The organism is Bacillus sp. LB7, assembly GCF_030449715.1.
Taxonomy (GTDB): domain Bacteria; phylum Bacillota; class Bacilli; order Bacillales; family Bacillaceae; genus Bacillus; species Bacillus paralicheniformis.
Genome location: NZ_JASGCA010000015.1, coordinates 14,306 through 28,196, shown reverse-complemented (window position 1 = coordinate 28,196; position 13,891 = coordinate 14,306). Strand labels below are relative to the sequence as shown.

Genomic DNA, 13,891 nt, shown 5'->3' with positions numbered 1-13,891 from the left:
ATGGTATAAAGGAGCAGCGGTTGAACTTTTTTTCCCGAATGATTATACTAATCAAGTCAAATCGGATCAAAAAAGGAAGTGTCGGAATGGATCAGGAGACACCCGTTAATATCCATGTGAAATCTGTCATCCGGGAAGGATCGGACACAGAAACGATCGAGTTCCGGACAACTGGGTTTTATTATATGAAAAAAGATAAAATATATCTTTCTTATCATGAAGAGCATGATGCTGGAAAGGTGAAGACGATCGTCAAAGCAAGCGAAAACGAAGTTCTGGTGATGCGTTCCGGCGCCATTGAAATGAAACAGCGTTTCAGGCCGGGCAGCCGAACCGTCACACATTATAAAATGCCTTTCGGCAGGCTCGAGCTTGGCGTGGATACAAAATCCGTATCAGTCACCCGGCAGCCGCCAGACGGAAAGATCAGCGTTGAGTACGATATGATTGTAAGCGATGAACAAAAGCATTTACATATGATGTCGATTTCGTATAGAGGAGGACACGAGTCATGAACATAGTCGAACAAATGAAAGATGTGCTGAAGCAGGAAATTAAAGAAGCTGTCATGAAAGCCGGCCTCGCCGCAGAAAGCGAGATTCCCGAAGTCGTATTGGAAGTCCCGAAAGACAAGGCGCATGGCGACTATTCCACTAACATGGCGATGCAGATGGCAAGAATCGCCAAAAAAGCGCCGCGGAATATTGCCGAGGAAATCGTCGCATCCTTTGACAAAGGAAAAGCTTCGATCGACAAACTTGATATCGCAGGACCGGGGTTTATCAATTTCTACATGAACAATCAATATTTAACGAAGCTCATTCCGGCTGTACTTGAAGCAGGAGAGGCCTACGGTGAAACAAATATCGGAGGCGGAGAACGCGTTCAGGTGGAATTCGTCTCAGCAAACCCGACGGGCAACCTGCATCTTGGACATGCCCGCGGAGCCGCTGTCGGAGATTCCCTCTGCAATGTACTTGAAAAAGCGGGGTATGAAGTGAGCCGCGAATATTATATCAACGATGCCGGCAATCAAATCAACAACCTCGCATTATCCGTCGAGACCCGTTACTTTCAGGCGCTTGGAAACGACAAGCCGATGCCTGAAGACGGATATCACGGCGAAGATATTAAGGAAATCGGCCGAAAGCTCGCCGATGAATTCGGCGACCGTTTTGTTCATGAAGAAGAGAGCGAACGCCTCGCGTTTTTCCGCGAATACGGCTTAAAGTACGAATTGGGCAAACTTCGTGAAGACCTCGAGAATTTCCGTGTCCCATTTGATGTCTGGTACTCAGAGACATCGCTTTACCAAAACGGAAAGATCGATCAGGCGCTCGCAGCCCTTCGCGAAAAAGGGCACATCTATGAAGAAGACGGAGCGACATGGTTCCGCTCGACAGCGTTCGGCGATGACAAAGACCGCGTCCTGATTAAAAAAGACGGGTCCTACACGTATCTTCTGCCTGACATCGCTTATCACAAAGACAAGCTTGACCGCGGCTTCCAAAAGCTGATCAACGTATGGGGAGCGGACCATCACGGCTATATCCCGCGCATGAAAGCGGCCATTGAAGCGCTCGGTTATGACAAAGAAACGCTTGAGGTCGAGATCATCCAGCTCGTCCACCTCTACAAGAACGGCGAAAAAATGAAAATGAGCAAAAGAACCGGAAAAGCTGTGACGATGCGCGATCTCATTGATGAGGTCGGCCTTGACGCGGTGCGTTACTTCTTTGCAATGCGCAGCGCCGATACGCACATGGACTTTGACCTGGATCTGGCTGTCTCCACATCGAATGAAAACCCGGTTTACTACGCGCAGTACGCTCATGCGAGAATTTGCAGCATGCTGCGACAAGGCGAAGAAAAAGGTATTTCATTTGAAGGGAACCTTGATCTGACGAAAATCGCTTCTGAAAAAGAGTATGATCTGCTTAAAGTGATCGGCTCGTTCCCTGAGGCTGTTGCCGATGCCGCAGAGAAGCGGATTCCGCACCGCATTACAAACTATATTTTTGAATTGGCATCTGTGCTCCACAGCTTTTACAATGCTGAGAAAGTTCTCGATCCCGCCGATGAAGAAAAAAGCCGGGCGCGTTTATCATTGATGAAGGCAACACAAATCACATTAAATAATGCACTCAAGCTGATCGGCGTATCAGCTCCTGAAAAAATGTAAAACGAATCCCCCGTCCTTTGAACGGGGGATTTTTTCTTGATTTGGTGAGGAGGCGCCTCACACAAAGGAAGGCTCGCCGCCTTCCCTTATTGAACTTGAGCGTCAGAAAGAATCGATTGTGCTTTTCTTACTAACTCCTGCGCCATCTTTCCTTCGATGACAATCAGGCACTCATTTTCGCGATTGGCCATTCTGAACATTTCCAGCTCAATTAAATCTTTAATTTTGCACATCGTTTTTCTTGAGCATATATAAAGCTGATGTCTGGCTGAGCGGCAAAGTCTGTACAGCTCAATCAAGTTTTTTAACGTCATCGATTGTGCGCGGAGCTTAATAGACTCTGCTTGGTTCATCATATATCCCTCCGTATGTAATCATCACTTTGTTGAAATGTTACCCGCATGTTATACAGGATAAATCATAAAAAGTATGAAATCGATTTCGCCAGCCATTCGACGGGCCGCTGCATCACCGGCCGCTTCGCATACCGCTCCTTTGTCAGAAGCTCGGCGTGTTCAATGCTTTCCTTGACGACGTCAAAGAATTGTTTTGCCCAGTCTTTATCATGGATGACGACATTCACTTCATCATTGAAAAACAAGCTTCGGTTGTCAAAATTCGATGTTCCGATCATCACATGCCGGTCGTCGACGATCAATGCTTTTGCATGATAAAAGCCTCTGTAGTACCGGTAAATATAGCAACCCGCTTCCAAAAGTGCGGGAAAGTTCGTGTAGGCGGCCTCTTTGACAAGCGGATGGTCGGCTTTCATCGGCACGAGAACCGAGACGATCACGCCTCTTTCCCTGGCTGAAAGAACAGCTTGCTGCAAAGCCGGACTCGGAATATAGTACGGCGTGCAAATCATGATTCTTTCTTTTGCCTGTTCAATAAATGAAATATATTTTTCCTCCAGAGAAAATCCCTTTGTCGCATGCATCGAATGGGTGACAGCTCCTTGATGGAGCGGCGGAAACACGCCGCTGTCCGGCTGTGCCTGCGGCGCTTCTCTTTTGAAGTCCGATAAAAAAATGTGCTGCAAGTCGGCAACACCTTCCCCCGTCATTCGCAAATGGTAATCCTTCCACGGTCCGAATTCCGCTTTTTTACCAAGGTATTCTTTCGCAATGTTAAATCCGCCCACATAGCCGATCTTTCCGTCTATGACGGCGATTTTCCGGTGATTTCTTGCATTCAGCCGATAAAAGAAATAAGGGAAGCCCGGCTTGTTGACAAAAAAAACGTGTGCTCCGCTTTGTTTCAAGCCTGACAGCGTTTTTTTCTTTACCTTCATCGCGCCGATCCGGTCGATCAGCAAGCGGACGCATACGCCGGCTTTCGCTCTATCCTTCAGCACCTTCAAAAATTCAAGACTGATGTCATCGTTCTTTACAATATAAAACATGACATGCACCGACGATTCGGCCTGGCGGATGTCATCCATCAGCCGCTCACACAAGTCTTCTCCATTATGAATCAGTTCAATATCGCTTTTCTTCTCTGAAAAAACGGGTTCGTAGGCTTTCTTCTCAAAGGCTTTGCGGCCGAAACGGAAATCGAGCGCAAGAAGCAGGATGAGAAAACATACCATAATCATAAGCGGCACCAATGAAGACACTCCCTTTTTTCGTGTAAAGAATAGTGTCCCCCTAATTTCCTGCATTTATGAAAATATATTGACTGAACACTCATTCATTATTTAAGATAAAGGTAGTTCAAGGGGATTTAAGGTTGGGAAAATGAAAGGGGGAGCAGCTGATGAATGTCTTATTGTGGTTGAATTTCATTGCGTTTTTAGGTGTAACCGCTTACGCCGTTTATCTGTTTGTCTACTTGATCCGAACGAGAATCAGTTACATCAGGCTCGGACAAAAAGAGGATTTTGATAAGCGGATGAAGGAGCGCCTTCAAAAGATATGGGAGAACGTGTTCGGCCAAAAGAAACTGCTTAAAGATAAAAAAAGCGGCATTATCCACGTCATGTTTTTTTACGGCTTTATTCTCGTTCAGTTCGGAGCGATCGATTTTATTTTGAAAGGGCTCGTTCCCGATCAAGGACTTCCGCTTGGCGGCGTCTACCCGGCGTTTACGTTTTTTCAGGAAATCGTCACGCTGATGATTTTAATTGCGGTAGTCTGGGCCTTTCACAGGCGCTATATTGAAAAACTCGTCAGACTGAAGCGTAATTTTAAGTCGGGGATCGTACTCATGCTGATCGGCGGCTTGATGTTTACCGTTTTACTCGGAAACGGTATGAACATGATCTGGCATGAACATTCATTATCATGGCACGAACCGATGGCATCAGGCATCGCTTTTGTCCTCGGCTTCATGGGAGAAACCGCCTCAGCGGCAGTGTTCTATGCGGCATGGTGGGCGCATCTTCTCATCTTACTGACATTTTTAGTCTATGTGCCGCAGTCAAAGCACGCCCACTTAATTGCTGGACCGGCAAACGTATTTTTCAGCCGGCTGACAAACCCGGGAAAGCTTCAAAAAATCGATTTTGAAGATGAAACAAAAGAAACGTTCGGCGTCGGACGGATCGAGGAATTCAGGCAATCCCAGCTGATCGACCTTTACGCGTGCGTGGAATGCGGGCGCTGTACCAATATGTGCCCGGCTACCGGAACAGGCAAGATGCTTTCGCCAATGGATCTGATTTTGCGGCTCAGAGACCATTTGACAGAAAAGGGAGCAGCAGTAACATCGAAAACGCCTTGGGTTCCCGCGCCGCTCTTTCAGCATACGAAAGGCAACCAGCTGGCCATGGCGGCGGGGGGAGAAGGATCAAGAGAAGCGGCTGCTTCAGAGCTGTACAATCCGAGCTTAATCGGCGACATCATCACCGAAGAGGAAATTTGGGCATGCACAACGTGCCGGAATTGTGAAGATCAGTGCCCGGTCATGAATGAGCACGTCGACAAGATCATCGATCTCCGCCGCTATCTCGTGCTCACAGAAGGAAAAATGGATGCAGATGCCCAGCGCGCCATGACGAGCATTGAAAGACAGGGCAACCCTTGGGGATTAAACAGAAAAGAACGCGAAAACTGGCGTGACATGAGAGACGACGTTAAGGTGCCGACAGTGAAAGAAATGAAGAAAAAAGGCGAGTCCTTTGAATACCTGTTTTGGGTCGGGTCGATGGGATCGTATGACCGGAGAAGCCAGAAGATCGCCATGGCTTTCGCGCGTCTCCTCAATCAAGCCGGGGTCACGTTCGCGATTTTAGGCAATAAAGAAAAAAATTCAGGCGATACGCCGAGGCGGCTTGGCAACGAGTTTTTATTCCAGGAGCTTGCCGCAAAAAACATTGAGGAATTCGAAAAAAATGATGTTCGAAAAATTGTAACCATCGATCCGCATGCATACAATATTTTTAAAAATGAATATCCTGACTTTGGTCTGAAAGCGGAGGTGTATCATCATACAGAAATGCTCGCTGCCCTTATTGAAGAAGGAAGGCTGAAACCTGAGTTTCCGGTTCACGAAACCGTCACCTTTCATGATTCATGCTATTTGGGCCGCTACAATGAGGTTTACGATCCGCCGCGCGCTATTCTGCGCTCCATTCCGGGCATCCGTTTAGCAGAAATGGAACGCAGCCGTGAAAACGGAATGTGCTGCGGAGCGGGGGGCGGTCTCATGTGGATGGAGGAAGAGACGGGCACAAGGATCAACGTTGCCAGAACGGAGCAGGCGCTCAGCACATCACCTTCTGTCATCAGTTCGGGCTGTCCGTATTGTTTGACGATGCTCGGCGACGGAACAAAAGCCAAGGAAATGGAGGATCAGATCGGCACCTACGATGTGGCGGAACTGCTTGAACGCGCCGTATTCGGCTCAGAACAAAAAGAACATGCTTCATAGACGGATTTCATGTTTTGAATAAAGAAGGTGTGAGCCGGATCTCCGCCTTCTTTTATCATCGGTATCACAAATCATGATAAGGGGAGAGGATGTCAGGTGGCGAGATCGGTTATTGCAGGCGGCGCGCGCACACCTTTTGGAAAACTCGGGGGCGCGCTTCACTCAAAGACGGCAGCGGAGCTCGGCGGAATCGCCGTAAAAGAAGCATTAAAACGTTCCGGTGTACATCCTGAGGATGTCGATGAAGTCATCATGGGTTCCGTTCTTCAAGGCGGACAGGGGCAGCTGCCGTCGAGGCAGGCCGCGCGTTTTGCGGGACTGCCATGGGACGTCAAAACGGAAACGATTAATAAAGTGTGCGCTTCAGGTTTAAGAAGCGTCACAATGGCGGATCAGATCATCCGGGCCGGTGATGCGGAGGTCATTGCCGCAGGAGGTATGGAATCGATGTCAAATGCCCCTTATTTGCTTCAAAAAGCGAGATGGGGGCTGAGAATGGGAGACGGAGCGGTTAAAGATTTGATGATCACAGACGGGCTGACATGCTCATTTACGGGCGTTCATATGGGCTCCTACGGAAATGCCGCTGCGAAAGAGTTGGAGATTGCCAGGGAAGAGCAGGATCGATGGGCGCTCAGGAGCCACATGCGGGCCGTACAGGCTGCGGCTTCAGGTGCGCTCGGAGAAGAGATCGTCCCGGTTCGTATACCGCAAAAGCGGGGCGGCGAATTAACGGTCGATCAAGATGAAGCTCCGCGGCGCGACACGTCATTGGAAAGGCTGTCACAGCTTGCTCCGGTTTTTGACTATGACGGGACAATTACTGCGGGAAACGCGCCGGGTGTAAATGACGGGGCATGTTCGCTTATCGTGATGAATGAAGACAGGGCAAAGGAACTCAATGTGAAGGCGTCCGCCGTCATTAAAGCGCACACATCCATTGCAGTTGAAGCCAAAGACTTCCCGAAAACCTCAGGGCTTGTCATCAGAGAACTGCTTAACAAAACCGGAGCTGAGCTTTCTGATATCAAACTGTTTGAAATCAATGAAGCTTTCGCCGCGGTAGCTTTGGCAAGCGGAAAGATCGCGGGCCTTGACATGGAGAAGGTCAATGTCAACGGCGGCGCCATTGCGCTTGGCCATCCGATCGGCGCGAGCGGGGCAAGAATCATTTTGACGCTTATGTACGAATTAAAACGGCGCGGCGGCGGTACAGGTATTGCTGCCATTTGCAGCGGCGGCGGTCAGGGAGACGCCGTGATGATCGAGGTATAAAAAGGGGGATTTTAAATGAAAAAAGACACGATCATGGTCATCGGAGCCGGCCAGATGGGAGCCGGGATCGCCCAGGTCTCTGCCCAGGCCGGATACAATGTTTACATGCATGACGTATCACCTGACCAAATTGAAAAAGGAATGAAGCGCATTTCCGGCCAGCTAGTCAGACAGGCGGAAAAAGGCAAGCTTCCGCATGGTGACGTGCAGCAAATCTACCAGCGTCTTTCCCCTTCGGCTTCGCTCGACGAAGCGCGAGAAGCTTTTCTCATCATTGAAGCGGCTGTTGAGCAAATGGATGTAAAAAAAGAAATTTTCAAACGGCTTGATGAAGTGACCGAAGACTCAGCCATATTGGCATCAAATACATCGTCATTGTCGATTACGGAACTCGCTTCCGTCACGAAAAAACCTCAGAATGTCATCGGCATGCATTTTATGAACCCGGTTCCGGTCATGCAGCTTGTCGAGGTCATCAGGGGGCTTGAGACGAGCGGTGAAACATATAAAACTGTCGTGGCTGCGGCGGAGCGGATGAACAAGGTTCCGATCGAGGTGCGGGATTTTCCGGGATTTATCTCCAACCGCATTTTAATGCCGATGATTAATGAGGCAGTTTTTGCGCTTTATGAAGGCGTCGCCGAGAAAGAAAGCATAGACGGAATCATGAAGCTAGGCATGAACCATCCGATGGGCCCGCTGGCTCTCGCTGATCTGATCGGTCTGGATACGTGTCTGTATATTATGGAGACGCTGCATGAAGGCTTTGGCGATGATAAATACCGGCCATGTCCGCTCCTTAAACAATATGTCAGCGCAGGACGTCTCGGAAAGAAAACGGGCAGAGGGTTTTACACGTACGAAAAGCAGCCGACATAAGGAGGGGTGACCTTGAATTTTCAGTTTACAGAAGAGCAGACCCGCATGCAGAAGATTGTCAGGCAATTTGTTAAACAGGAGGTCGCTCCTTTTGTACCTGAAATGGAGAAAGGGCGTTTTCCAACCTCTCTTTTGAAGAAAATGGCGGAGCGCGGCTGGATGGGGATTCCGATACCGGCTAAGTACAGCGGAGCCGGTCATGACTTTATCACCTATATGATGACCATCCATGAGCTGTCAAAGAAAAGCGCCGTTCTTGGCGCGGTTCTATCTGTACACACGTCAATTGTCACCATTCCCATTCTTTTATACGGAAATGAGCGGCAAAAAGAGCACTATGTTAAAAAGCTGGCAGCAGGGCAGTACTTGGGAGCTTTTTGTTTAACCGAACCGAGTGCCGGTTCCGATGCGGGCAGTCTAAAAACCAGGGCCGAAAAGCGCGGCGATACCTATGTGCTGAACGGAACGAAAGTTTTTATCACAAACGGCGGTGCCGCGGACATTTATCTTGTTTTTGCTTCAACCGATCCGAAAGCGGGAACGGGAGGCATTTCGGCTTTTATCGTGGAGAAGGGCACGCCGGGCTTTTTTATCGGGAAAAATGAAGAGAAAATGGGGCTTCACGGTTCGCTGACGGACACTTTAAATTTTGATAACGCTGTCATTCCCGCCCGGCAGCTGCTGGGGAAGGAAGGAAAAGGATTCAAAATGGCCCTTTCCAATCTGGATACCGGGCGGATCGGAATTGCGGCGCAGGCTCTGGGCATCGCCGAAGGAGCGCTTTCTGAAGCCGTCCAATTCCTGAAAAAACGGTATCCGGACGGAGAGCTGTATAAGAACGGGCAAGGGCTTGCCTTTAAGCTGGCCGACATGGCGGCGAGGACAGAGGCGGCCAGGCTTCTCGTCTATCAGGCCGCTTCATTGAAACAGCAAGGCGTTCAGACGGGAAAGGCTGCTTCAATGGCAAAACTGTTCGCTTCGGAAACGGCGATGTATGTCGCCGGAGAGGCCGTGCAGCTGCTCGGAGACTTCGGATATACAAAGGATTTCAGCGCTGAACGATATTTCAGGGATGCGAAAGTGTGTGAAATTTATGAGGGCACGAGCGAGATCCAGCGGATCGTCATCGGTAAGCATTTATAAGGGGGGAAAAGAATGATCTTTAAGCTGAGTGAAGAGCACCAAATGATACAGAAGATGGTGCGCGACTTTGCCCGTCAAGAGGTGGAGCCGACTGCAAAGGAGCGGGATGAGGAAGAGCGGTTTGACATAGAACTATATTCCAAAATGGCGGAATTGGGGCTGACGGGAATACCGTGGCCTGAAGAATACGGGGGGATCGGCAGCGACTATCTCGCCTATGTCATCGCGGTTGAAGAGCTTTCCAAAGTCTGCGCCTCAACGGGCGTCACCTTGTCAGCCCATACTTCGCTTGCGGGCTGGCCGATTTATGCATTCGGAACGGAAGAACAGAAGCAGGAATACTTAAAGCCGATGGCCCGCGGTGAAAAGATAGGCGCCTACGGATTGACGGAGCCCGGTTCAGGCTCTGATGCCGGCGGCATGAAAACGACCGCGGTCAGAAATGGTGATGAGTATATTTTAAACGGAACGAAGATCTTTATCACAAACGGCGGAATTGCAGACATCTACATCGTGTTTGCCAACCTTGCGCCGGAACAGAAGCACAAAGGCACAACCGCTTTTATCGTTGAAAAGGATTTTCCCGGTTTTTCTGTCGGGAAAAAAGAAAGGAAACTGGGCATCCGTTCATCGCCGACAACCGAAATTATCTTTCAGGACTGCCGCGTGCCTTTAAAAAACCGCCTTGGCGGGGAAGGTGAAGGCTTTAAAATCGCAATGCAGACGCTTGATGGAGGCAGAAACGGAATTGCCGCTCAAGCCGTCGGGATTGCCCAGGGTGCATTTGAGGCGGCGAAGGCGTATGCGAAAGAGCGGAAGCAATTCGGCAGGCCGATCGCCGAGCAGCAGGGCATCGCTTTTAAACTGGCTGATATGGCGACGGAGATTGAAGCTTCAAGGCTTTTAACCTACCAGGCGGCATGGCTGGAATCAGAGGGGCTGCCTTATGGAAAAGCTTCCGCCATGTCAAAGCTATACGCAGGGGATACGGCTATGAAAGTGACGACGGAGGCCGTGCAAATATTCGGCGGATACGGCTACACAAAGGATTATCCGGTCGAGCGCTTTATGCGCGATGCAAAAATCACACAAATCTATGAAGGAACGCAGGAAATTCAAAAGCTCGTCATTTCGAGAATGCTGATGAAATAAGGGTGGAAAACAGCCGTCTGGCACGGTTTGGGCTGCTGCCGGCGGACAGGCCGCCGACGCAGTTTTTTTCGTTTTCAAGGGGCCGGACGCTCCCGGCTGTTCTATGTTTCAATCCCGCTTGCCGCCGATTTCCAATGCAACAGGTAAAAATTATTGAATTAACGGGAATAAAGGTGGCATAAAGTGATTTCTTTTGTTTATAATGAGAGGTATGGTTTGTCGTAAAGACAGGGATTACATGCTTATTTTCTATGACAGAGATAGTAGATACATACATGAAGATAGAAAGGGAGTGTCTGGCGATGAGTTTGAAACAATACTCAGAGGAACAGCTAAAGGAAATGGCTTTAGTTGAAATCGCATACGAAATTTTCTCGGAACACAAAAAACCGATTACATTCCAGGAGCTAACAGATCAAGTGGCTTCCTTGCTTGGAATGGGGAAAGAAGAGCTGGAAGACCGCATCGCCCAGTTCTACACAGATTTAAATATCGACGGACGCTTTTTGGCGCTGTCAGACCAAACGTGGGGCCTGCGCAGCTGGTATCCGTATGATCAGCTTGATGAAGAAACACAGCCGACTGTAAAAGCGAAAAAGAAAAAAGCGAAAAAAGTGGTTGAAGAAGATCTTGATCTTGACGAATTCGAAGAAATCGACGAGGATGATATTCTTCTTGACGATGTCGAAGAAGATTTGGACATTGACGCCGATGAATTCGAAGAAATCGATGAAGCTGACGATGATGAGCTGGATGACCTTGAAGACGAGATCCTGGATGATGATGATGAAGATTTTGAAGAAGAGGAAGACGAAGAGTAATTTTGCCGTCTGAACGGAATTCATGTTTAAATCGATCTTGACTTTCGCAGGCGAACTATGTAGTATGTATTTTGGGCTCTTCAAAACGAAGAGATTCGAGTGATACGGACTATCAGCTCCCTTTCAAGAAATTGAAAGGGAGCTTTCTTGTTTTTCCGCCTCCTTATCATTTAAATCATTTAGAAAAGATCTAAATGATTTTTCATAAAAAGAGCATTTTAAGGAATAAGCGTTAATCGAAGAGAGGGGTACAGAAATGACAAAATATATCTTTGTAACCGGAGGAGTTGTATCCTCGCTTGGAAAAGGAATTACGGCGTCTTCGCTCGGACGCCTGCTGAAGAACAGAGGTTTGAATGTCACCATTCAAAAATTTGACCCGTATATCAACGTAGACCCGGGGACGATGAGCCCATATCAGCACGGTGAAGTGTTCGTAACCGACGACGGTGCGGAAACGGATCTTGACCTCGGCCACTATGAGCGCTTCATCGACATCAATTTAAATAAATACAGCAACGTGACAACAGGAAAAATCTATTCCACGGTACTGAAAAAAGAGCGCAGAGGCGATTATTTAGGCGGTACCGTACAGGTTATACCTCATATCACAAATGAAATTAAAGACCGCGTATTCCGCGCCGGAAAAGAAACGGGCGCTGATGTCGTGATCACCGAAATCGGCGGAACCGTCGGTGATATCGAATCGCTGCCGTTTCTTGAAGCGATCCGCCAGATCAAGAGCGATGTCGGCCGCGACAATGTGATGTACATTCACTGTACGCTCGTTCCATATCTTAAAGCGGCGGGAGAAATGAAAACAAAGCCGACTCAGCACAGCGTAAAAGAACTGCGCAGCCTCGGCATCCAGCCAAATGTCATCGTCGTGAGAACGGAAATGCCGATTTCTCAGGACATGAAAGATAAAATCGCGCTGTTCTGCGACATCGATCCTAAAGCCGTCATCGAGGCCGGCGATGCGGATACGCTCTACTCCATTCCTCTCGACCTGCAAAAACAAGGGCTGGACAGCCTGGTCTGCAGCCACTTGAAGCTGGATTGCAGAGAAGCCGATATGGAAGAATGGAAAGAACTTGTTAAAAAGGTGAAAAGTCTGTCCAAAACGGTGACCATCGCTTTGGTCGGTAAATACGTCGAGCTCCCTGATGCTTACATTTCAGTTGTGGAATCGCTTCGCCATGCAGGTTATGCGTTTGACGCAGACATTCAGGTTAAATGGATCAATGCGGAAGAAGTGACGGAAGACAACGTTGCCGATCTTGTTCAGAATGCGGATGGTATTCTTGTGCCGGGCGGATTTGGAGACCGCGGTGTTGAAGGGAAAATCACGACAGTCAAATATGCCCGCGAACAAAAGATTCCGTTCTTCGGCATTTGCCTTGGAATGCAGGTGGCATCGATTGAATACGCGAGAAACGTGCTCGGTCTTGAAGGGGCGCACTCAGCCGAAATCGATCCTTCCACACCGTATCCGATTATCGACCTTCTCCCTGAACAAAAGGATATTGAAGACCTCGGCGGAACACTGCGCCTCGGACTTTATCCGTGCAAGCTTCAAGAAGGGTCGAAAGCGTATCAGGCGTATGAAAATGAAGTGGTCTATGAACGCCATCGCCACCGCTACGAATTCAACAATGAGTTCAGACAGCAGATGGAAGAAGCCGGATTCGTATTTTCCGGGACAAGCCCTGACGGCCGCCTCGTGGAAATTATCGAGCTTAAAGACCATCCATGGTTTGTCGCGTCTCAGTTCCACCCTGAATTCACGTCAAGACCGACAAGACCTCAGGCTCTGTTCAGAGACTTCGTACATGCTTCGCTGAAGACTTCGGAAAAGCTGTAAAAAAGAAAAAGGCCTGCCGGCAAATCACGCCGGCAGGCCTTTTTTTGGATTTTTCTGGTGATCATGGCGGCCTGAACTGGTACTATATTCATTAAGGCCGGCCTCACCGTCATTAATTTCCTTTAGGCAACCCTGTTTTATTGGTATTCCTGAAGAATTTCCTTTAATGTAAAGGATAGGGCATGATAAATGTAGAGGCTGACCATCAGGGACGGAAATCCGAACCTTGTTCCGTCTTCATCAGGAAGAAGCGGCATTTTCAGTTTTGAATCGATATGGACATCGGCGAATGATGCGATCGGGGCGCCGTCTTTTCCCGAAGGGGAGACGACAACAAGTCCGATTCCTTTTTCATACAGTTTTTCCGCCATTTTCAGCTCTTCGTCATCCGCTGAACCGGCGCAGAACATCAGCACTTTGTCCGTCATTTCAAAATCGGGCCAGTGTTCTTCGTCCTTCGGCAGCGCTTTGACTGAGGGGAACGGTTCAGAACTGTACATCGCTTCTTTCGAAATGCCTTCCAATTCATTTTTTCCGTATACATAAACCGAATGATCACTGATGACCGCCTGGGCCAACAAGCGGGCGCCGTCCTCTATCGATTGGGCCTCGCCCTCTTGAATCCGGTTGAAGATTCCCGTCAATTGAGTGGTGAAAATTTTAAGCAAGCTGACTCCTCCTTTTTTACTGACTTTCATTATA

Annotated in this window: 12 protein-coding genes; 9 read left to right on the top strand and 3 right to left on the bottom strand. The window is 48.7% G+C overall.

Annotated features, from left to right (window positions below):
• Nucleotides 1-86: 86 nt before the first annotated feature.
• Both QMZ64_RS17410 and argS read left to right on the top strand, forming a co-directional pair.
• Nucleotides 87-515 carry a YwiB family protein gene (locus tag QMZ64_RS17410; RefSeq protein WP_075751576.1) on the top strand — a complete coding sequence of 143 codons (429 nt, stop codon included), beginning with the start codon at nucleotides 87-89 and terminating at the stop codon, nucleotides 513-515.
• Nucleotides 512-2,182 carry an arginine--tRNA ligase gene (argS, locus tag QMZ64_RS17405; protein WP_265625401.1) on the top strand — a complete coding sequence of 557 codons (1,671 nt, stop codon included), beginning with the start codon at nucleotides 512-514 and terminating at the stop codon, nucleotides 2,180-2,182. Before QMZ64_RS17410 ends, argS begins: the two co-directional genes overlap by 4 nt.
• Nucleotides 2,183-2,268: 86 nt before the next feature.
• Here argS and QMZ64_RS17400 read toward each other — a convergent pair whose 3' ends face one another.
• Both QMZ64_RS17400 and cls read right to left on the bottom strand, forming a co-directional pair.
• Nucleotides 2,269-2,535, bottom strand: a complete 267-nt coding sequence (locus tag QMZ64_RS17400) for a hypothetical protein (protein WP_023857054.1) — start codon at nucleotides 2,533-2,535, stop codon at nucleotides 2,269-2,271.
• 65 nt (nucleotides 2,536-2,600) lie between these two features.
• The gene (gene cls / locus QMZ64_RS17395; protein WP_326147761.1) at nucleotides 2,601-3,779 is read right to left on the bottom strand and encodes a cardiolipin synthase; all 1,179 of its coding nucleotides are present in this window, start codon (nucleotides 3,777-3,779) and stop codon (nucleotides 2,601-2,603) included.
• Between the two features lie 161 nt (nucleotides 3,780-3,940).
• On the opposite strand from cls, the gene QMZ64_RS17390 reads away from it, so the two are divergent.
• The 7 genes from QMZ64_RS17390 (at nucleotide 3,941) to QMZ64_RS17360 (ending at nucleotide 13,189) form a co-directional block, all read left to right on the top strand.
• The gene (locus QMZ64_RS17390; RefSeq protein WP_265625403.1) at nucleotides 3,941-6,055 is read left to right on the top strand and encodes a (Fe-S)-binding protein; all 2,115 of its coding nucleotides are present in this window, start codon (nucleotides 3,941-3,943) and stop codon (nucleotides 6,053-6,055) included.
• A 96-nt stretch (nucleotides 6,056-6,151) separates the two neighbouring features.
• Nucleotides 6,152-7,330 carry an acetyl-CoA C-acetyltransferase gene (locus tag QMZ64_RS17385; RefSeq protein WP_265625404.1) on the top strand — a complete coding sequence of 393 codons (1,179 nt, stop codon included), beginning with the start codon at nucleotides 6,152-6,154 and terminating at the stop codon, nucleotides 7,328-7,330.
• Between the two features lie 15 nt (nucleotides 7,331-7,345).
• A complete protein-coding gene (locus tag QMZ64_RS17380) occupies nucleotides 7,346-8,209 on the top strand; it encodes a 3-hydroxybutyryl-CoA dehydrogenase (protein ID WP_265625405.1) in 864 nt (287 codons plus the stop codon).
• Nucleotides 8,210-8,221: 12 nt separating this feature from the next.
• Nucleotides 8,222-9,352 (top strand): acyl-CoA dehydrogenase family protein, encoded by a 1,131-nt coding sequence (locus QMZ64_RS17375; RefSeq protein ID WP_265625406.1) that lies wholly within the window; start codon nucleotides 8,222-8,224, stop codon nucleotides 9,350-9,352.
• A 12-nt stretch (nucleotides 9,353-9,364) separates the two neighbouring features.
• Nucleotides 9,365-10,504, top strand: a complete 1,140-nt coding sequence (locus QMZ64_RS17370; RefSeq protein WP_265625407.1) for an acyl-CoA dehydrogenase — start codon at nucleotides 9,365-9,367, stop codon at nucleotides 10,502-10,504.
• Nucleotides 10,505-10,806: 302 nt separating this feature from the next.
• Complete coding sequence (gene rpoE, locus QMZ64_RS17365; protein WP_265625408.1) at nucleotides 10,807-11,325, top strand: DNA-directed RNA polymerase subunit delta; 519 nt, start codon at nucleotides 10,807-10,809, stop codon at nucleotides 11,323-11,325.
• Between the two features lie 256 nt (nucleotides 11,326-11,581).
• Complete coding sequence (locus QMZ64_RS17360; protein WP_020453291.1) at nucleotides 11,582-13,189, top strand: CTP synthase; 1,608 nt, start codon at nucleotides 11,582-11,584, stop codon at nucleotides 13,187-13,189.
• A 137-nt stretch (nucleotides 13,190-13,326) separates the two neighbouring features.
• Here QMZ64_RS17360 and QMZ64_RS17355 read toward each other — a convergent pair whose 3' ends face one another.
• Complete coding sequence (locus tag QMZ64_RS17355) at nucleotides 13,327-13,857, bottom strand: DUF2529 domain-containing protein (protein ID WP_265625409.1); 531 nt, start codon at nucleotides 13,855-13,857, stop codon at nucleotides 13,327-13,329.
• Nucleotides 13,858-13,891 lie beyond the last annotated feature (34 nt).

Bases quoted from the DNA above. Each gene is read 5' to 3' on its own strand.
- QMZ64_RS17380 (WP_265625405.1), top strand. From the start codon at position 7,346: ATGAAAAAAGACACGATCATGGTCATCGGAGCCGGCCAGATGGGAGCC.
- argS (WP_265625401.1), top strand. From the start codon at position 512: ATGAACATAGTCGAACAAATGAAAGATGTGCTGAAGCAGGAAATTAAA.
- QMZ64_RS17360 (WP_020453291.1), top strand. From the start codon at position 11,582: ATGACAAAATATATCTTTGTAACCGGAGGAGTTGTATCCTCGCTTGGA.
- QMZ64_RS17390 (WP_265625403.1), top strand. From the start codon at position 3,941: ATGAATGTCTTATTGTGGTTGAATTTCATTGCGTTTTTAGGTGTAACC.
- QMZ64_RS17410 (WP_075751576.1), top strand. From the start codon at position 87: ATGGATCAGGAGACACCCGTTAATATCCATGTGAAATCTGTCATCCGG.
- rpoE (WP_265625408.1), top strand. From the start codon at position 10,807: ATGAGTTTGAAACAATACTCAGAGGAACAGCTAAAGGAAATGGCTTTA.
- QMZ64_RS17400 (WP_023857054.1), bottom strand. From the start codon at position 2,535: ATGAACCAAGCAGAGTCTATTAAGCTCCGCGCACAATCGATGACGTTA.
- QMZ64_RS17370 (WP_265625407.1), top strand. From the start codon at position 9,365: ATGATCTTTAAGCTGAGTGAAGAGCACCAAATGATACAGAAGATGGTG.
- cls (WP_326147761.1), bottom strand. From the start codon at position 3,779: ATGATTATGGTATGTTTTCTCATCCTGCTTCTTGCGCTCGATTTCCGT.